This is a genomic window from Bacillus sp. JNUCC-22, from assembly GCF_018861275.1.
Lineage (GTDB): Bacteria > Bacillota > Bacilli > Bacillales > Bacillaceae > Bacillus > Bacillus velezensis.
The window spans coordinates 1,005,439-1,023,606 of record NZ_CP076408.1 but is presented as its reverse complement, the minus strand read 5'-3'; the positions used below and the strand labels follow the sequence as shown (position 1 = coordinate 1,023,606).

At 47.7% G+C, this 18,168-nt stretch carries 16 protein-coding genes; 5 read left to right on the top strand and 11 right to left on the bottom strand.

Features of this window, described 5'->3' with window-relative positions; genetic code table 11:
• Positions 1 to 14 precede the first annotated feature (14 nt).
• The 4 genes from JNUCC22_RS05240 to JNUCC22_RS05225 form a co-directional block, all read right to left on the bottom strand.
• Positions 15 to 1,556, bottom strand: coding sequence for a fatty acid--CoA ligase family protein (locus JNUCC22_RS05240; protein ID WP_216062185.1), 1,542 nt, complete (start codon positions 1,554 to 1,556; stop codon positions 15 to 17).
• 131 nt (positions 1,557 to 1,687) lie between these two features.
• Positions 1,688 to 2,332, bottom strand: coding sequence for an SDR family oxidoreductase (locus JNUCC22_RS05235; protein WP_076423836.1), 645 nt, complete (start codon positions 2,330 to 2,332; stop codon positions 1,688 to 1,690).
• A gap of 80 nt (positions 2,333 to 2,412) precedes the next feature.
• A complete protein-coding gene (gene lplJ / locus JNUCC22_RS05230) occupies positions 2,413 to 3,408 on the bottom strand; it encodes a lipoate--protein ligase (RefSeq protein ID WP_216062184.1) in 996 nt (331 codons plus the stop codon).
• Between the two features lie 12 nt (positions 3,409 to 3,420).
• On the bottom strand, positions 3,421 to 4,155 hold the full coding sequence (locus JNUCC22_RS05225; protein ID WP_216062183.1) for an MBL fold metallo-hydrolase: 735 nt from the start codon (positions 4,153 to 4,155) through the stop codon (positions 3,421 to 3,423).
• Positions 4,156 to 4,312: 157 nt separating this feature from the next.
• On the opposite strand from JNUCC22_RS05225, the gene yhfH reads away from it, so the two are divergent.
• Both yhfH and JNUCC22_RS05215 read left to right on the top strand, forming a co-directional pair.
• Complete coding sequence (gene yhfH, locus JNUCC22_RS05220) at positions 4,313 to 4,447, top strand: protein YhfH (RefSeq protein ID WP_003155209.1); 135 nt, start codon at positions 4,313 to 4,315, stop codon at positions 4,445 to 4,447.
• A gap of 233 nt (positions 4,448 to 4,680) precedes the next feature.
• Positions 4,681 to 5,970 (top strand): glutamate/proton symporter GltT, encoded by a 1,290-nt coding sequence (locus tag JNUCC22_RS05215; protein ID WP_007610442.1) that lies wholly within the window; start codon positions 4,681 to 4,683, stop codon positions 5,968 to 5,970.
• A 40-nt stretch (positions 5,971 to 6,010) separates the two neighbouring features.
• On the opposite strand, the gene JNUCC22_RS05210 is transcribed toward JNUCC22_RS05215, so the two are convergent.
• On the bottom strand, positions 6,011 to 7,051 hold the full coding sequence (locus JNUCC22_RS05210; protein ID WP_136396246.1) for a M42 family metallopeptidase: 1,041 nt from the start codon (positions 7,049 to 7,051) through the stop codon (positions 6,011 to 6,013).
• A gap of 122 nt (positions 7,052 to 7,173) precedes the next feature.
• On the opposite strand from JNUCC22_RS05210, the gene JNUCC22_RS05205 reads away from it, so the two are divergent.
• Positions 7,174 to 7,395 (top strand): hypothetical protein, encoded by a 222-nt coding sequence (locus JNUCC22_RS05205; protein ID WP_032866175.1) that lies wholly within the window; start codon positions 7,174 to 7,176, stop codon positions 7,393 to 7,395.
• A 137-nt stretch (positions 7,396 to 7,532) separates the two neighbouring features.
• On the top strand, positions 7,533 to 8,510 hold the full coding sequence (gene fabHB / locus JNUCC22_RS05200; RefSeq protein ID WP_007409208.1) for a beta-ketoacyl-ACP synthase III FabHB: 978 nt from the start codon (positions 7,533 to 7,535) through the stop codon (positions 8,508 to 8,510).
• A 62-nt stretch (positions 8,511 to 8,572) separates the two neighbouring features.
• On the opposite strand, the gene JNUCC22_RS05195 is transcribed toward fabHB, so the two are convergent.
• The 6 genes from JNUCC22_RS05195 to JNUCC22_RS05170 all read right to left on the bottom strand — a co-directional run bounded on the left by JNUCC22_RS05195 (position 8,573) and on the right by JNUCC22_RS05170 (position 17,500).
• A complete protein-coding gene (locus JNUCC22_RS05195; protein WP_007409209.1) occupies positions 8,573 to 10,906 on the bottom strand; it encodes a YhgE/Pip domain-containing protein in 2,334 nt (777 codons plus the stop codon).
• A 74-nt stretch (positions 10,907 to 10,980) separates the two neighbouring features.
• Positions 10,981 to 11,553: a TetR/AcrR family transcriptional regulator gene (locus JNUCC22_RS05190; protein ID WP_003155219.1), complete on the bottom strand. Its 573-nt coding sequence runs from the start codon at positions 11,551 to 11,553 to the stop codon at positions 10,981 to 10,983.
• Between the two features lie 148 nt (positions 11,554 to 11,701).
• The gene (hemY, locus tag JNUCC22_RS05185) at positions 11,702 to 13,135 is read right to left on the bottom strand and encodes a protoporphyrinogen oxidase (RefSeq protein WP_003155220.1); all 1,434 of its coding nucleotides are present in this window, start codon (positions 13,133 to 13,135) and stop codon (positions 11,702 to 11,704) included.
• A 27-nt stretch (positions 13,136 to 13,162) separates the two neighbouring features.
• A complete protein-coding gene (gene hemH, locus JNUCC22_RS05180) occupies positions 13,163 to 14,098 on the bottom strand; it encodes a ferrochelatase (RefSeq protein WP_007409212.1) in 936 nt (311 codons plus the stop codon).
• Positions 14,099 to 14,173: 75 nt separating this feature from the next.
• Positions 14,174 to 15,235: a uroporphyrinogen decarboxylase gene (gene hemE / locus JNUCC22_RS05175; RefSeq protein WP_029325967.1), complete on the bottom strand. Its 1,062-nt coding sequence runs from the start codon at positions 15,233 to 15,235 to the stop codon at positions 14,174 to 14,176.
• A 123-nt stretch (positions 15,236 to 15,358) separates the two neighbouring features.
• A complete protein-coding gene (locus tag JNUCC22_RS05170) occupies positions 15,359 to 17,500 on the bottom strand; it encodes a transglycosylase domain-containing protein (protein ID WP_020955588.1) in 2,142 nt (713 codons plus the stop codon).
• A gap of 122 nt (positions 17,501 to 17,622) precedes the next feature.
• Between JNUCC22_RS05170 and hmoB the strand changes: the two genes are divergently transcribed.
• A complete protein-coding gene (hmoB, locus tag JNUCC22_RS05165) occupies positions 17,623 to 18,123 on the top strand; it encodes a heme-degrading oxygenase HmoB (protein ID WP_059367301.1) in 501 nt (166 codons plus the stop codon).
• The last annotated feature ends 45 nt before the right edge of the window (positions 18,124 to 18,168 follow it).

The following is an 18,168-nucleotide window of genomic DNA, read 5'->3' as shown; positions in this document are numbered from 1 at the left end:
TCGCTTTTCGTCCGTCATTTCGGAAGCATGTCCCGGACCGCCCGTCTCAGCAGCTTCCCGGTCGCGTTCTTCGGAATCTCATCAAGAAAAATCACTTCCGCCGGCCGTTTATATTTTGCCAAATGTGTTTCACAGTAATCAAAAACCGCCTGCTCTGTCAGCTCACCGTCCCCAGGCACTATATAAGCATGCACCGCTTCCCCCGTTTTGGCGTCAGGAACGCCGATGACCACGGCTTCTTTAATGCCCTCATGGCTGTAGAGCACTTCTTCTACTTCGCGCGGATAGACGTTGTATCCGCCGACGAGAATCATATCTTTTTTTCTGTCGACGATATAAAAATAACCGTCTTCGTCGCGCTTCGCCAAATCACCCGTGTACAGCCAGCCGTCTTTCAGCGCGTGCTCCGTCTCCTCGGGCATCTTGTAATAGCCTTTCATTACATTCGGCCCTTTCACGATCAATTCTCCCACTTGATGGTCGGGCAATTCGCGTCCGAGTGTATCGACGACTTTATTTTCGACATGTAAAATATTCGTCCCGATCGAGCCGGGCTTTCTCCCCCGGTCAAACGGATTAAAACAAGTAACCGGAGACGCTTCAGAAAGTCCGTACCCCTCCAGAATGGTGACGTCAAAGGTTTGTTCAAACGTCTGCAACAGAGCGACCGGCATGGAGGCCCCGCCTGAAATGCACAGTCTGACGGACGCAAAATCATCCGCCTTGCCGTGCTCGTATTGATACAGATAGTTATACATCGTCGGAACGCCGGCAAAAATGGTTGCCTGACGGCTTTTAATCAGTTTAAACACAGAAGCCGGGCTGAATTGCGGCTCAATTAAGACACACGCTCCGCTCATCAGAGGCGCATTCATACAAACGGTTAAACAAAAAACGTGAAACATCGGCAATGCCGCCACAATTTTGTCTTTCTCATTCATTCCTAAGTATCCGGCGACATCATTTGCATTGGAGAAAAGATTCTGATGGGTGAGCATGGCGCCTTTCGGTTTTCCGGTCGTCCCTGAGGTGTATAAAATGACGGCAGTATCATCTTTGGACAATGTCGGATAAGTTCTGCTGCGCTCCGTCGGGCGGAGCATTTTTGTAAACGTTGTCATTTTTAAGCGCAATTGAGGGTCTTCTGTCGATGGAGCGTTCTCTGCTGTCTGGCTGATAATGATATGCTCCAGCAGCGGCAGCGAGCCGTGCAGGCTTTCAAATACGGGAATTAAAAGGTCGATGCCGGCGATCGCTTTGACATCGCCGTTTTTCAGCATGTATGCGATTTCTGAAGGTGTATATGCCGGATTAACAGGTATGACGACAATTCCCGCTTTTAACGCGCCGAAAAACGCAATAACAAAATCAGGCGTATTTCCGAGCAGCAGCGCGAGATGATCCCCTTTTTTCAGTCCCCTGTCCTCCAAGCCGTTTGCAAATGCTTTGATTTTACCTGCCAGCTCCTCATACGTCATGTACTGATCTTGAAACAGACAAGCTGGTTTTTCCGGTTTCTGCGATGCCGTTTCTTCCAATTTGGAAACCAGATTCATTTTCCCACCCCTTTAAAAAAGTAATGAATGAATAGTCATTCATTTATCCGGAATAAACGTTCACTTTTATTATAGAAAAATATAGAAAAACACTCAAGGGCAAAAAGCCCCGAGTGCCGTAAAACCGGAAACTATAATTGTTTCAGCGCTTCACTGACCGGCGTGCCGCCCGCCGTCAGATCGAATGCTTTTTCATACGTATTCGGTTCATCAAGGGATGCGATAACGGTCTTGGCGACATCGTCTCTTGAAATGGAGCCTCTTTCTAAATCGGCCGCGGCTTTGATATTTCCCGTGCCGGGATCATTTAATAACCCGCCCGGCCGGATAATCGTATACGTCAGACCGCTCGCTTCAAGAATTTTATCCGCATAATGCTTTGCGGCGTAATACGGCTTCAGCGCTTCATTCCAATTGTCGCGGTTATGAGCCTGAAGGGCGCTTACCATAATGAACCGCTTGATGCCGGCTATCTTTGCCGCTTCTATCGCTTTCGCGGCTCCGTCAAGATCAATCAAAAGCGTCTTATCGTATCCGGTGCTTCCTCCTGATCCGGCGGTAAACACAATCGCGTCACAGCCTTCAGCGGCTTTCGCGATGTCTTCCGGGCTTCCTTCCAAATCTGCAAGAACGGCTTCTGTTCCCGCGGCTTGAAGCGCTTCTTTCTGCTCTTGTTTCCGGACCATCGCCCGCAGCGTATGCGTGCCGTCTTTTTGAAACAGCCCGGTCAGCCGCTGTCCGATCTGTCCGTTTGCTCCGATGAGAAATACTTTCATCATGATCCCTCCCCATTCATTATGGTTCTATCATTTCACAAAAACGGGCGCTGATTCAAATCATGCGTTCGGCAAATGTTCTAATAAATCAGCTCGAGGAAATCTTCCAGCTCTATTTTGCCGAAATACTGTTTCAGATCGATTCCGGCCAGCGCCTCCTTGATACCGGTTCGGTCATACTGTTTTCCGGTCAGCGCCTGTTCGACTTCACTCACATCTTTCGCACCGAAGAAATCACCGAAAATTTTGCAGTCCTGAATGATTCCTTTTTTCACTTCAAGACGCAGATCAATCGATCCGACCGGATAACGTTTCGAATGCTGAAGGTTAAATGCGGGCGACCTGCCGAAATTCCAGTCCCAGTTTTGATAGCGCTCTTCGGAAATCTTCCGGATCGCTTTCCAGTCTTCATCGGTCAGTTTATATTCCGGCACTTCGGAAAGATCATTTGTATTAAAAATATGGTGAAGCAGGTGCTTTTTGAATTCATCCGCCGTCATTTTGTCATCAAGAAACTCGCTGATGTTGGCGACACGGCTTCTGATCGACTTAATGCCTTTTGATTCGATTTTGTCTTTTTTCACTTTCAAGGCTGACACAACATGATCAATGGCGGAATCCAGCATTAATGTTCCGTGGCTGAAAATACGCCCTTTCGTCGAAAATTGAGCGTTGCCGGAAATTTTTCTGCCGTCCGCCACGATGTCATTTCGGCCGCTTAATTCAGCTTCCACACCGAGCTGGCGCAGCGCCTGAATAACGGGTTCGGTGAATTTTTTAAAATTGTGAAAGCTGTCGCCGTCATCCTTCGTGATAAAACTGAAATTCAGATTCCCGAGGTCATGGTAAACCGCACCGCCTCCTGACAGCCTGCGGACGACGATAATTCCGTTATCTTCTACGTATTTCGTATTGATTTCTTCTATTGTGTTTTGGTTCTTCCCAATGATAATCGACGGCTGATTGACATAAAACAGCAGGTATGTCTGTTCAGGGTCGAGATGCTTCACGCAATATTCCTCGATCGCGAGGTTGATCCTCGGGTCGGTTATGTTTTGGTTGTCGATAAATAACATGGTGCTCCTCCTTTATTTCTCCCACTTCAATCCGGAAGCGGCGATTGTCACTTCGCCCCCGAACACGGATTCCGCTTCTTCTTTCAGCTTCCGGTGCTCGCCGAAATGAGGCAGATGCGTGAGAATCAGCTCCCCCGCTCCGGCCTCCTTCGCGATACGTCCGGCTTCCAAACTGTTCATATGGCCGGCTGACGTGCCGTCCTGGTCTGCGTAAAAATTGCACTCGCAGATCAGCAGATCGGCATTTTCCGCAAACGGGATAAACGCGTCCTGGTAGCTTGAATCAGCCGTATACACAACAGAAGCTGAACTGTCAGTAATCCGCATCGCATAACAAGTGACCGGATGCACTGTTTTCAGAAAGGTAATGGTGAACGGACCTAGAGAAAGCGGGCGGTCCGGCTGATAGGCCACTCCCTTTGTATGCGTTTTATATGTAAGGCGCTCAAACTGTTCTATATCAGCATCATGCCCGTAAATCGGCAGTGCATGCGTCCCTTTTCCGAGAAAGGAGCCGACCTGTTTGGCAAATTGAAGCGGCCCGATATCAGCGATATGATCATGGTGATAATGGGACAAAATGACGGCATCAAGCTCTTCTGCCGGAACATAGGCAAACAGCTTTGATAATACGGCGCTTCCGCAATCGACGAGCAGAGAATAACCGCCGGACTGAAACAGATAGCCTGAAGTTGCTTCGTTTGCGGCCGGAAACCCGCCGCAGCATCCAATAACTGTAACTTTCATATAATCCTCCGAATGTTTATGATAAAAAGATCCTTTCCTCCAATATACCTATTTTTCGTACAAATTGCATGTTTTAAACATTGTGTCAAAACAGCCGTTGATTTTCCAAAACTGTTATAATACAATGTAGAGACAAAACAATGAAAGAGGGATGGGTATGTTGGAAAAGATGTCGGATTTTTTCAGAAATTTACCCGGTAAGAAATGCGAAGAATGCGGAAATGAGATTGTTGAGCAGTATGAGTGTCACATTAATCTGTGCAATGACTGCTTGAAAATTAAGGATATGTGACAATAGGGCGCCGCACAATTCTAAGTTGTGCGGCGCCCGTTTTTTCGGCCGTCATCATACTTTCTGAATAGGGCGTTATTCACCATTATTAGCAATTATCTGTACGTTTTAAAAGATTCAGTATTTTCAATCTATATTTTTCTATAGACGGATTGTTTTCTTTTCTATTATAATTTGTTCTAATAGCTATCTTTTTAGATACTTATTGCACTTTTTTCTTCGGGAGGTAATCTATGAAAAAATTACGCTTTGGACTAGCGACGCAAATTTTCGTCGGACTCATACTAGGGGTTGTAGTCGGTGTCATCTGGTACGGCAATCCCGCCATTCCAACATATTTACAGCCTATCGGCGATTTGTTTTTACGCTTAATCAAAATGATAGTGATTCCAATTGTCGTCTCCAGCTTAATCATCGGCGTTGCCGGCGCGGGAAGCGGAAAACAAGTCGGAAAATTAGGCTTCAGAACGATTTTGTATTTTGAGATCATTACCACTTTTGCCATTATTCTCGGGCTGGCTTTGGCGAATCTGTTTCAGCCGGGAGCAGGCGTTAATATACATGAAGCTCAAAAGACAGATATCAGTCAATATGTTGAAACAGAAAAAGAACAAAGCGGTAAATCCGTTGCGGACACATTCCTGCATATCGTACCGACAAACTTCTTCCAATCATTAGCCGAAGGAGATCTGCTTGCCATCATCTGCTTTACCGTGCTGTTTGCACTCGGCATCTCGGCAATCGGTGAAAAAGGAAAGCCCGTATTGGCCTTCTTTGAAGGTGTTTCTCATGCGATGTTCCATGTTGTGAACCTCGTCATGAAAGTTGCGCCGTTTGGTGTTTTTGCGTTGATCGGTGTTACCGTTTCCAAATTTGGGCTCAGTTCCCTGCTTTCACTCGGTAAACTGGTCGGTTTAGTATATGTAGCTTTGGCTTTCTTTCTCATTGTTGTATTCGGAATCGTCGGAAAGCTTGCCGGTTTAAACATTTTCAAATTCCTCGCCTATATGAAGGATGAAATTTTATTGGCGTTCAGTACGTCAAGCTCCGAAACCGTACTCCCCCGCATCATGGAGAAGATGGAGAAAATCGGCTGTCCGAAAGGTATTGTTTCCTTTGTTGTGCCGATCGGATATACCTTTAACTTAGACGGATCTGTGCTGTACCAATCAATCGCCGCTTTATTCCTCGCTCAGGTATACCACATTGACTTGACCATTTGGCAGCAGATTACCCTTGTGCTTGTCTTGATGGTCACTTCCAAAGGAATGGCTGCCGTGCCCGGGACTTCTTTCGTCGTCCTGCTTGCGACACTCGGCACAATCGGCGTTCCTGCAGAAGGCCTTGCATTCATCGCCGGTGTTGACCGGATTATGGACATGGCCCGTACGGTCGTCAATCTGACCGGAAACGCGCTGGCATCTGTTGTGATGTCAAAATGGGAAGGCCAGTATGATCCCGTTAAAGGCGCGAAGGTCATGAGCCTCGCCAAAACAGAACAAAACACAACCATCTCAGGTTAAAATGAAAACCCTGCACGGAATGATTTCCGCGCAGGGTTTTTTATGCCATCGGCGATAAAACGTACCGGTGCAAAAGCTTCGCCGTATTAAGAAGCGATAATTCATGCGTGCGTTCAAAAGCGTGTGAAGCGTCAATTCCCGGGCCGATCAGCCCATGGACGATGTCATGGCCCGAACGGATGGCTGCTGAGGCATCAGAACCGTAATACGGATAAATATCAAGCTGATAATCAATGCCATAGCGCTCCGCAAGCCCGGCCAGATGTTTTCTGAGCTGATAATGGTACGGGCCGCTCGCATCCTTCACGCAAATGGAGACGGTATATTCATCCGTAGACTGGCCGTCGCCGATCGCCCCCATATCAACAGCCAAGTATTCAACGGTCTCAGGAGGAATGTTGGAATTGCCGCCGTAGCCGATTTCTTCATTATTAGAAATCAGAAAATGCGTCGTATACGGAAGTTCGATTTTCTCTTCCGTGATGCAGCGGATTAAATTCAAGAGCAGAGCCACGCTCGCTTTGTCATCAAGATGCCGGGACTTAATAAAGCCGCTCGGCGTAATCTGCACGCGCGGGTCAAATGAGATGAAATCGCCGACCCTGATGCCGAGATCGGACGTCTCTTCCTTCGTCCGGACAGGCTCATCAAGACGGACTTCCATATTCTCCTGATTCCGCTCTGCCTTGCCGGCGTCCTTGTAGACGTGCACTGAAGTCTGATGCATTAAGATGGTGCCTGTATAGGTTTTGCCGGAAGAAGTTTGGATCTCGCAATATTCCCCTTCAATCGAGTGATATCGGAAGCCGCCGATCAAGTCAATCTTCAGCCGGCCGTCCGCCTTTATCTCCTTTACCATCGCGCCGAGCGTATCGACATGCGCCGTCAGCAATCTGTGTTTCTTGTCATCACGGCCGGGAATTGTGACAAAAAGACCGCCTTTGCGGTTTCTGTAAGAGGAGACGCCCCATTCTTTTAAAAGACTTTCTGTATAGGCGATAACCTCGTATGTATTGCCCGTCGGACTCGGAATCGACACCAATTCTTTAATCAGTTCCATCGTATGTTTCATATTTTCCACAGGTCATTCCTCCTATCAATTATATTCTTCTTAAAATATACTCTTTTGATCCACAACCCGTCCAATCTTTTCCTTCTCTTTTTTCATAGAATGAAGGGAGCATGAGCATAGGAGGGAAATGTATGATCAGCCGTAAACCGCACAAGCGGAAAAGATTTCATAATGATTGGTTTGAGGATTGGTTTGAGGATGATTGGTCTGGTGCAGCCTTCTGGGGCTGTAAAAAAGAAGAAGATCACTGTAAAAAGAAAAAAGAAGACCCTTGTAAAAAGAAGAAAGACAAAAAGAAGAAAGACAAAAAGAAGCATCATCATTCATGCCGCCGCTGCTGCCGTCATTGGTAATCGTTCACACAAGCCCGTTTTACAAATAGATATCTCATGCTCCCCAAACAGCGGATGCTGCTTGGGTTTTTTTATTAAAATTAGTACCAAGTAATAATATCAGGTGTTATAATCTGATATAAAGGAGTGATTTTTTCATGTCAAAATCTAAAATTACAGCAATCGGTACATATGCTCCGGCACGCCGATTAACAAACGCGGATTTGGAGCGCATCGTCGATACATCTGATGAATGGATCGTCCAGCGCACCGGTATGAAGGAAAGACGCATTGCCGGCGAACATGAATTCACATCGGATTTGTGTGTGGAAGCGGTGAAAAACCTTGCAGAACGATACAGCGGAACTCTTGATGATGTCGATATGATCCTTGTCGCCACAACGACGGCGGACTATGCGTTTCCAAGCACCGCGGCACGCGTGCAGGCTTACTTCGGCTGGCCGCACACGGGGGCGCTTGATATTAACGCCACATGCGCCGGACTCACTTACGGCCTTCAGCTCGCAGACGCATTAATTACCGCCGGTTCCCATCAAAAAGTGATTGTCATTGCCGGTGAAACATTATCAAAGGTAACGGATTATACTGACCGGACGACCTGCGTTCTTTTCGGAGACGCTGCAGGCGCCCTATTGGTGGAACGCGATGAATCAGCGCCGGGCTTTTTGGCAGCCGTGCAAGGAACAGCGGGAGGAAGCGCGGACGTGCTGTATCGCACGGGACTGAGCACAGAATTAAACGGCGAGCCGCTTAAAGGTGGAGGAAACATGGTGCAAAACGGGCGCGAAGTATATAAATGGGCGGCCAGAACCGTGCCTGAGGAATGCAATGCCCTTTTAGAAAAAGCCGGCTTTTCAAAAGACGATCTGGATTGGTTCGTTCCTCACAGCGCCAACATGCGGATGATCGAATCCATCTGCGAAAAACTGCCCTTCCCGCTTGAACGGACGTTGACAAGCGTTGAATATTACGGCAACACTTCATCGGTTTCTATTATTCTCGCATTGGATGAAGCTGTGAAAGCAAAAAAACTGTCGGAAGGCCAGACGCTGGTATTATTCGGGTTCGGCGGAGGATTGACGTATACCGGACTGTTGGTGAGATGGGGATTTTAATAGTACGACGATTGAAATCTAAAAAAAAGAGGCCCTGAGCATCTGCTCAGAGCCTCTTTTTCTTATGCTGTTATTTCTTCTTCCGTTTTGTGTTCTTTTTTGCTTTGCACCGTAAAATACACGATGGTCAGCGCGATCATGACAACGGCGATGCCCAACAGAATGGATGCCTGCTGCCACATATAGCCGTAATCGCCATTTGAAATGACGGCGCGGAACCCGTTGATGCTGTAAGTCATCGGCAGTGCCCCGTGAATCACTTGATAGAATCCCGGCAGGAGTTCAAGCGGGAAGGTTCCTCCGCTTGCCCCGAGCTGGAGCACCAGAATGATGACAGCGATAAAGCGTCCCGGATTCCCCATCGTTGTCGCCAATAATTGAATCATGGACAGGAACGCGATGCTGGTAATCATCGTAAAGAGATAGAATCTCCACGTGCTTTCCACATCAAGCCCGATTCCTTTTAACAGAACCGTGGCGACAATAACGGATTGAATCAGTCCGACAAGCAGAATAACACTGAATTTGCTGAGGAACCATTCAAAACCGTTTCTCGGACGCCCTGAAGCTTCACTCAGAGGGAATACGACCGTCAGCATCAATCCGCCGACATACAAGCCCATAGAGAGAATATAAGGCGTCAGTCCGGTACCGTAGTTAGGCACGGAATGAATCGCGTTATCGTCCGTTTTTACCGGATCGGCAAACATGCTGTACGTTTTGTCATCTGTCTTAATGTCCCCGGTTTGATCGGCCGCATCTTTCAGCTGGCTGGACAATTGTCCGGTGCCGTCTAAAAGCTTGCTTAAACCGGTGCCGAGAGACGCTTGACCCTGCTCAATTTTGGACGAGCCGTCATGGATTTTGTTTTGCGCGTCCAGCAGTTTCGTTAAGCCGCCTGATACTTGGCCGCTCCCTGACACTAACGCTTCTGATCCTGATTTGAGCTGTCCGAACTTGCTGTTGTATTCGCCGATGCCGGCTGTCAGTTTGTTTTGGCTTTCAAAAACGGTCTGCGCTCCGCTGTATAATTTATCAGTTCCCGCTGTCAGCTGGTTAATCGCGTCTTGTACCGCCGCTGCGCCGTTATACAGTTTCGATGTGGACTGAGGCAGTGCTTTCAGCTGATCAGCCTTCGCTTTTACATCTTTGAGCGCGCTTTTTATGACTGACATATCCGGAAGCTGAATATCTCCGCCGGACGGAAGCTGGCTGACGATATTGTCTAAATCCGGAAGGTCAGCCTTCGGAAGCTTCTCATTCAGAAGCTGAACAAGTTTCGCTTTTTGCTCATCCGTTAAGAAATCACTGTCCTTAATCACCTTTTTGACCGCGTCATCCCGGGCATCCAGACTGTTTTTCAGATCAGAAAGCTTCTTCTTAAACTGCTGCAGGTCCTTTTCAGTCTGTTCGAGCTGCCCAACCGCGTTTTCAATGTCTGACAGGTTGACTGAATTGATCGCATCTTCAAATGCCGCCGCTTTTTGCGACACTTCCTGCGCCTTGCTGTTTAACGCGCTTAATCCATTCGTTAAATCCGGAAGCTTTTGCTGGAGCTGCTTTTGTGCGTCAAGGCTTGTTTTCAGCCCGCTGGCCACTTGGCCTCCTCCTGAAGCAATCTGTCCTGATTTATCTTGAATTTCGGCGCTTGCGCTCTGAAGTTTTGCGATAGAGCTGTCAAGCGTTTGAATTCCGCTTGTCACTTTCGCCGCGCCGTCTGCAAGCTGCTGTGTTTTATCGCCGATGGTGGCGGTGCTTTCAGTAAGCTTCGCTAAATTTTCCTTCAGCTTGGCGCTGCCGTCTTTCGCGTTTTTCGTGCCGTCGTCTATTTTCTTGGCTCCGCTGCTGGCTTTGCCGAGCCCTTTGGCAATATCTTTAAAGTTATCAAAAATGACTTTTGCGTATTGCTCTGTCACTTCTTTCGACACGGAGGCTTTCAGTTTGTCGATCGCCTTTTCCCCGATTGTCGCGCCGACATAGTTTGATCCGGCATTCGTATGATATTTCAGATCCAGCTTCTTCGGATTTTTATCCATTACCGTGCTGGCGTTTTTAGAAAAATCTTCAGGAATCTCGACCAATAAATAATATTTAGCATTTAATAAGTCCTTTAACGATTGATCAAGATCGCTTGAAAAATGCCAATCAAAATTATCATTTTTCTTTAACTCTTTCACAAGATCGTCACCGATCTGAAGATGTTTCCCTTCGTAGTCCGCCCCTTTATCCTGGTTGACAACGACAACCGGCAGCTGATCCACCGTGCCGTACGGGTCCCAGTACGCCTTCAAAAACACTCCGCTGTAGATCAGCGGAACGAATAATATGGCAATGATGGGGATTAACAGTTTCTTGTTCGTTACAATGTCTTTCCACTGGCTTTTTATTGTATTCAACCCTGTTGCCTCCTTCCGCAAACTGACTCATTTGACAAAACGGTCACGGCACCTAAAAAGTGAAGGATCATCTATTATTTAGATAATCCTTGACCAACATACATTTCCAGCAATTCAGCGATCGTCTCTTTTTCAAGAGGCGGATGGTTTTTTTCCCAGTCAAATATCAGCGCGATGTAGAGCTTGAGCATCACAAAAGCGGTCAGTTCCGGATCACACGGTTTAATGCTTCCGTTTTCAATGGCTGTTTCTATCTTTTCTTTAATGTATGACAGAATGGCCCGCTCCATTTTCGCAATGACATCCTGAACGGCTATTGTACCAATCTCGGCGTTCTCCTGAAAAATTTTAATAGTCAGCTGGTGTGTTTTTCTGAATTCCAAAATCGCGACAAGCGCCCGGTGGACATTTTCGTGAAATGAAAGCTCCGGTTTCATCGCTTCGTCTGCGTGTTCCTTCATTTCTCTTAAAATAGTGGTGAAAATATCATCAAACAGTTCTTCTTTGTTTTTGAAAAACGTGTAGATGGTTCCCTTCCCCACATTTGCAAGCTTTGCCACCAGATCCATTGTCGTTGCTTTGTAGCCGAATTGTGTAAAAGACTTCGTTGCCGCTTCCAGAATGAGCTTTTTCCGATCGACGGACATGTTTCCCACCTCGTTAAATTGACCGTTTGAACGTTTTAGTCATTTTGTACATAAGATAACTTATCACAGTCGCAAAGAAGATTCAAATGTTTTCTCTCTTTATTGGTGTTCCCTCTACAGAACGGGAACATGCAAAAAAACCTCCGTTTTACGATAACGGAGGCTGGTACGTTTCAAATAAATAAGCCAGTGAATCGTATACGGCGGCTTTTCCCTGGTCGATACAGTCGGGGATGCCCACCCCTTCGAAAGACGCGCCCGTCGCGTATACGCCCGGATAGGAAGCTTTCAGCGCATCTCTGAACTCTTTGATGCGCTCCTTATGGCCGACATGGTATTGCGGCATGCTTTCGTTCCAGCGGGTCACACAGGTCATTTCCGGTTCGCCATTTATTTTCATTACTTTTTTCAAATCTTCCATTACGATTTTAATGATCTCGTTATCTGAAAGATCTACGATGGATTCATCTCCGGCCTTTCCGACGTACGCTCTGAGAAGCGTTTTGCCCTCCGGCGCCGCGTGCGGCCATTTTTTATTCGTCCATGTGCAGGCCGTGATGGAGAAGTCGCTGTTTCTTGAGATAACAAATCCCGTACCTTCATGCTCCATCTTGACGGCACCCTCAGGAAAACCTAAGGCAACATTGGCAACGGACGTAGAATGCATGTCTTTGAGACATGAAACCGCCGGCAGATCAGAAAGCATTTTCGCCGCGGCTTTATGCGGGGCTGTCACTATGCATCCTTCCGCATAGAGCACTTTGCCGTTATCAAGCGTCACGGAATATCCTTTCTCCTCGCGGCCGATATGGGTGACTTTCGTGCCTTTCATCACCTTTGTCAGTGTAAGCTGCTTTTCCAGCTCCTCCACCAACGTTTGAAGCCCTGTCGTCAGCGTTAAAAACTGGCCCTGCTTTTTGGCCGTCAGCTGCTGTCCCGAAGGCTGCGGACGCGATTTTTTCATACCGAGAATCAGGCTTCTGTGCTTCTGCTCAGTCTGATAGAATTGCGGAAACGTGGACATGAGGCTCAGCTTATCAATATCTCCGGCATAAATCCCTGATAATAGCGGTTCTATTAAATTCTCAACGACTTCGTCACCGACGCGTCTGCGGAAAAATTCACCCAGAGACTGATCTTCCTTCGGTTTGCTCGCAGGCAGGACAAAGTCAAGCGCCGCCCGCGCCTTTCCGGGAACAGAAAATAAACCGGTGGAGATGAACGGAGCGATTTTGGTCGGAATGCCCATCACCGCGCCCTTCGGCATCGGATGGAGCGTCTCGTTGACGAGCACGTAAGACTGGCCGGTCGCATTGTTGACGAGCAGATGCTCAAGCCCCAAATCCTTGACGAGCTGCGGCGCGCTTTTTTTCCTTTCCAAAAAAGAATCCGGCCCCCGCTCAATGATGTAGCCGTCTTTATGCGCCGTCTGAATTTTGCCGCCCGCTCTCGGGCCCGCTTCAATCAGAGTGACCTCAAGCGGCAGCTGTTTTTCTTTGATTTCTTTTTCCATGTAGAAGGCGGCGGCTAATCCCGTTATGCCGCCGCCGATGATGACCAGATGTTTTTTATCGCCACTCATTTTTATCGCCTTCTTTACCGTTTAATTCTACTTGTCCAGCTCTTTCAGCACGACCGCTGCAAGCGCGTCGATAAATTCAGGCTGTGCGTTCGGCATAGCCGGACGATAGTAGCTTGCGCCGACTTCTTCGGTCACAGCTTTGCATTCATAATCATTATCGTAAAGCACCTCTAAATGATCGGCAACGAAGCCTGCGGGCACGTATACAAATGCTTTATAAGGATGCTTTTGGTACAGATCGCGCGTGAGATCCTGCACATCCGGCCCGAGCCACGGATCAGGGGTATTCCCTTCGCTTTGCCAGCCGACTGCGTAATCGGTAATTCCGGCGCCTTCGGCAATCAGTTTTGCGGATTCCTCCAGCTGGTCAGGATACGGATCGCCGTATTCTTTTATTTTTTCAGGAAGGCTGTGCGCTGAGACGATCAGCATCGCGTCATCCCGTTCTTCTTTCGGCATTGATTCATACGTTTTCTTCACCTGGCTGACCCAATAATCAACGAATTTCGGTTCATCATACCAGCTTTCAACAGACTTGATGGTCAAGCCGCCGAGCTTCTCCGCTTCTTCTTTCGCGCGTTTGTTGTATGACTGGACGCTGAATGTTGAAAAATGAGGGGCGAGCACAAGGCTGACAGCTTCTGTAATGCCGTCTTTATGCATGTCCGCCACCGCGTCTTCAATAAACGGTTCAATATGTTTTAATCCGATGTACACTTTGAATGTTACGTCATCCTGGATTTCATTTAAACGCTGTGCGAGCTTCTCCGCCTGCTCCTGCGTAATTTTTGCAAGCGGAGAAATGCCTCCGATCGCTTCATATCTGTCTTTTAAATCTTGAAGCATATGAGGCTCCGGCTTTCTTCCGCGTCTGATATGCGTATAATAACGTTCTATGTCCTCTTCTTTGTAAGGCGTTCCGTAAGCCATGACAAGAAGTCCCATTTTCTTTTTGCTGCTCATTTTGTTACACACCTCTTTTGATGGTCTGTCCACCTTGATTTTGACAGGAAAATCTTCTTATAACCAACGATCTGCTCAGGAAGATTGTTCCGTTTTTTTGGCCGCGGAATATTCATGTACAAACGCCGTCAGCTTTTTCAGCGTTGCCGGATTGACATCAGGGAATACACCGTGCCCTAAATTGAAAATAAACCCGTCCGTTTTCATGCCTTGATCAAGTATCGCTTTCGCTTTTTTCTCGATGACTTCCCAAGGCGCAAGAAGAAGCGACGGATCAAGATTGCCCTGAACCGTTTTTGTAATGCCTTGTTTTCTGGCGTCATCTATGCCGAGTCTCCAATCAAGACCGACGACATCAAGAGGAAGGTCATGCCAATCCCCGGCCAGATGGCTTGCGCCTACGCCGAACATGATCAGCGGAACTTGCTCTGCTGAAAGCTCCCGGAATATTCTGTCCATCACCGGTTTTATAAACTGCCGGTAATCTTCGCGGTTCAGCGCGCCGACCCATGAATCAAAGATCTGAATGGCTTTTGCGCCGGCGTTAATCTGTGCTTTCGCATAAACGATAATCATGTCCGCGAGCTTGTCCATCAGCATTTGCCACGCTTGCGGCATACTGTGCATAAACGCTTTTGTTTTGTTGTAATTTTTAGAAGGCCCGCCTTCAATCATATAACTGGCCAGCGTAAAAGGCGCTCCCGAAAAACCGATGAGCGGAACATTCAGCTGTTCGTTTACGAGTAATCGGATCGTTTCCAGCACGTAAGGAACATCCTGTTCGGGATTCAGTTCGCCGAGCTTTTCAATATCCGCAGCAGAGCGCACCGGCTGATCGATCACCGGGCCGATTCCGTTTTTTATTTCAACATCCACTCCGATATAAGGAAGCGGCGTCATAATGTCTTTATATAAAATGGCAGCGTCCACTCCGTACTGCTCGACCGGGAGCCTCGTCACATACGCGCACAGCTCGGGCTGATGCGTAATTTCGACTAAGCCGTACTTTTCCTTCAGCTTGCGGTATTCCGGCTGAGACCTCCCCGCCTGTCTCATGTACCAGACAGGGACGTGATTTGTTTTTTCTCCCCGTGCCGCTTTTAAAAACGTATCATTAAACGCTTCTCGTTTACTCATCTGAATTTCCACCTTTCCTCCTGCAACCATACGTTCGTGTTCTTCGCCCATTACACTATACCTTGTTTTTTCAAAAGCGTATAGAATTGAGGCTTAATGTTCAAAAAATCGCCGAATTCATGATTAAGAAGAAAAAAGCTTCGGCTGAACGTATTCCGTTCCCTCTCCTTCTTGATCCGTCTGTGAATTATATGGAACGACTTTGTATGAAGCCCCTGAAAACAGATTGGCGTACGGTATGTCAAAGCTGCCTTTTCCTTTCACCGAATCCAGAAGTTTGTCTTTTCCGTCTTTCTTCTCATATATTCGGTAAACAACCCGATCATCCTTTTGAATATCCCATTTTAATTGAACCGTAATCAGTCCCATCGCCTTAAATGTATAACGGGCCGACAGGGACTTTACCGCCTCCAGCTCAATCGGGCTGCCCAGTTCCTTCACATTTTCAGGCTTTTTGAATGTCCGGCCGTTTTCCCCCGCTTTTGTGACGATATCTTTAAAGAGTCTGACCGGGTATTGGCTTCCGCCTTTCAGGTAATGGGTTTTATCCGTTTTGTCATAGCCCATCCAGACGGCTCCCGTCAGTCCGGGAGTGTATCCTGCAAACCAGGCGTCCTTTGTCGCGCCGGGGACGCCGGGAAATGTGGTCGTGCCGGTTTTCCCCGCCAGGTCACCTTGATAGCTGCCTTGTGAAGCGGTTCCTTCTTTTACGACCTGCTGAAGCATTCTCGTCATATTCCATGCCGTCTGTCCGCTGAAGACGCGCGTTTTGCCGTTTTTAGGCCCGGATAACGTTTCTCCGTCTTCGTCCGTGATGTTCTCTATAAAAAATGGCTTCGTATACATTCCGTTTGCCGCAAAGGTATGATAAGCTCCGGCAAGCTGAAGCGGGGTGACGCCTTCTGACAGACCGCCAAGCGCAATCGCGAGTCCGTTGTCAGAAATGTTCATGCCGTTTTTCTCAAGATACGATTTTCCCGTATCTACGCCGATCTGCTTCAATGTCCAGACAGCGGGCGCATTTATGCTGTAAGTGATCGCATCCTGCATCGTCACTTCCCCCTTGTACTGTCCGTCATAATTTTTCGGTTCATACCCGTCGTAGGACGTCAGTTTGTCTTGGAGAAGCGAATACGGTTTGAACTTGTCTTCCTGCATGGCGGGCCCGTATACGGCAATCGGCTTAAACGTTGAGCCCGGCTGCCGCTTCGCCGTAACCCTGTTGTATCCTTTTGTCACGTAGTCGCGTCCGCCGACTGCCGCGCGCACGCCTCCGGTTTTATTATCAATAAAGACGGCGCTTCCCTCTGCCGCCTGATCCGTCCCCGGAAAATAGCCGCTTTCCTTCATGAGGGTGTATGCCGTTTTCTGCAGCTTGGAATCAAGTGACGTCCGGATCGTATAGCCGCCTTGAAGCAGCTGTTCACCTGACATCGAATAACGGGATTCCGCCTCTTTGATGACAAGATCAATATAACTGTCAAACCAAGGCGTTTCTGATGTTTTCTTGACATTAAGCCCCAATGTCCGGCCCTGGGCTCTGACGGCTTCCTTGGCGCTGATATAGCCTTGGTCGTTCATCATTGCAAGAATCGTATCGCGGCGTTCTTTATTTTTATCCGGATGCTGAATCGGCGAATAAAGAGATGGCGCCTTCGGAATCGCTGCCAGAACGGCTCCTTCCGCAACGGTTAAATCTTTTACTTCTTTATTAAAGTAGTAGTGGGACGCGGCTTGAATGCCGTAAACGCCATGGCCGAAATAAAGCTGGTTCAGGTACATTTCAAGCAGCTTGTCCTTGCTGTAATCACGCTCAAGATTGATGGCGATAATGACTTCCTTCGTCTTGCGCAAAAATGTTTTATCATGAGTCAGAAAAATGTTTTTCGCCAGCTGCTGGGTGATCGTGCTGCCGCCCTCCACCTTGCCGCCTGCTAAAACATCCCGGAACACCGCCCGGCCGACAGACTTCACATCAATGCCGTGATGTTCGTAAAACCGTTTATCTTCAACGGCGATAAAGGCATCTCTCACATCTTCCGGAACCTGCTGAATGGATACCGGCTCGCGATTTTCCGTATAGAGGCTCGCGATTTCATCACCGTTTTGATCGACGATTTTTGAAGATGCGTGCAGTATTAATTTCTTTTCATCGATGACATAATGGCCGAGAAATATAATGATAATGTATCCGATTAACGCGAGAAAAGCGGTTGCCGCCGCAATTACAGCCGGAATAAAGAATCTTTTTTTCTTTTTCAGCATAAGTCACCTCGCCTTTCTTAACTTGTAGTATGGGAAATATTGTTTCGAATTATGTCAGAATGAGTCGCCAATAGAAACTTATACCACTCTTTTGATATACTAGCAAGCAGGAGGTGGCTGATATGAAGGTTTATATTACATACGGGACAGCCGATTTTTTAAAGACGATTGCAAAGAAACACCCGAGTGAGAATATGGTGCTGATGCAAGGGGGGGATAATGCGGTTTTAATTCATGAAACAAATGGAGAAACCGTTTTTCAGGCGCCCCATTCCTATGAAAGCATCGACAGCGTCGGGGAAATCAAAAATCCGGGCTACGCCGTCCTCAACAACATCGCCGTTACCCAGGAAGGCCGTCCGCTGTTTGAAAACCGGTTTAAAAACCGCGCCGGCAAAGTGGAAAATGAACCCGGTTTTGAAGCCATCCGCGTATTAAGACCGCTCGAAGGCGATACGTATGTCATTTTGACCCTGTGGGAAGAGGAAAAAGCCTTTCAGGGCTGGCAGCAGTCAAACTCTTATCAGGAAGCTCATAAAAAACGCGGAACATCTGCAGGCATCGACACGACGTCTATTTTCTCCCGCCCGTCTTATGTAACCGCTTATTACGCAATAGACTGAAAACCGCCGGAGATTCTCCGGCTTTTTTGATGTCCCGATTTTACG

Excerpts from the sequence above, each read along its gene's own strand:
- JNUCC22_RS05205 (WP_032866175.1), top strand. The coding sequence starts at position 7,174 with ATGATCAGCCGTAAACCGCACAAGCGGAAAAGATTTCATAATGATTGG.
- JNUCC22_RS05225 (WP_216062183.1), bottom strand. The coding sequence starts at position 4,155 with ATGAAAGTTACAGTTATTGGATGCTGCGGCGGGTTTCCGGCCGCAAAC.
- JNUCC22_RS05240 (WP_216062185.1), bottom strand. The coding sequence starts at position 1,556 with ATGAATCTGGTTTCCAAATTGGAAGAAACGGCATCGCAGAAACCGGAA.
- lplJ (WP_216062184.1), bottom strand. The coding sequence starts at position 3,408 with ATGTTATTTATCGACAACCAAAACATAACCGACCCGAGGATCAACCTC.
- yhfH (WP_003155209.1), top strand. The coding sequence starts at position 4,313 with ATGTTGGAAAAGATGTCGGATTTTTTCAGAAATTTACCCGGTAAGAAA.
- hmoB (WP_059367301.1), top strand. The coding sequence starts at position 17,623 with ATGAAGGTTTATATTACATACGGGACAGCCGATTTTTTAAAGACGATT.
- JNUCC22_RS05170 (WP_020955588.1), bottom strand. The coding sequence starts at position 17,500 with ATGCTGAAAAAGAAAAAAAGATTCTTTATTCCGGCTGTAATTGCGGCG.
- hemH (WP_007409212.1), bottom strand. The coding sequence starts at position 14,098 with ATGAGCAGCAAAAAGAAAATGGGACTTCTTGTCATGGCTTACGGAACG.
- JNUCC22_RS05190 (WP_003155219.1), bottom strand. The coding sequence starts at position 11,553 with ATGTCCGTCGATCGGAAAAAGCTCATTCTGGAAGCGGCAACGAAGTCT.
- fabHB (WP_007409208.1), top strand. The coding sequence starts at position 7,533 with ATGTCAAAATCTAAAATTACAGCAATCGGTACATATGCTCCGGCACGC.
- JNUCC22_RS05215 (WP_007610442.1), top strand. The coding sequence starts at position 4,681 with ATGAAAAAATTACGCTTTGGACTAGCGACGCAAATTTTCGTCGGACTC.
- JNUCC22_RS05235 (WP_076423836.1), bottom strand. The coding sequence starts at position 2,332 with ATGAAAGTATTTCTCATCGGAGCAAACGGACAGATCGGACAGCGGCTG.
- hemE (WP_029325967.1), bottom strand. The coding sequence starts at position 15,235 with ATGAGTAAACGAGAAGCGTTTAATGATACGTTTTTAAAAGCGGCACGG.
- hemY (WP_003155220.1), bottom strand. The coding sequence starts at position 13,135 with ATGAGTGGCGATAAAAAACATCTGGTCATCATCGGCGGCGGCATAACG.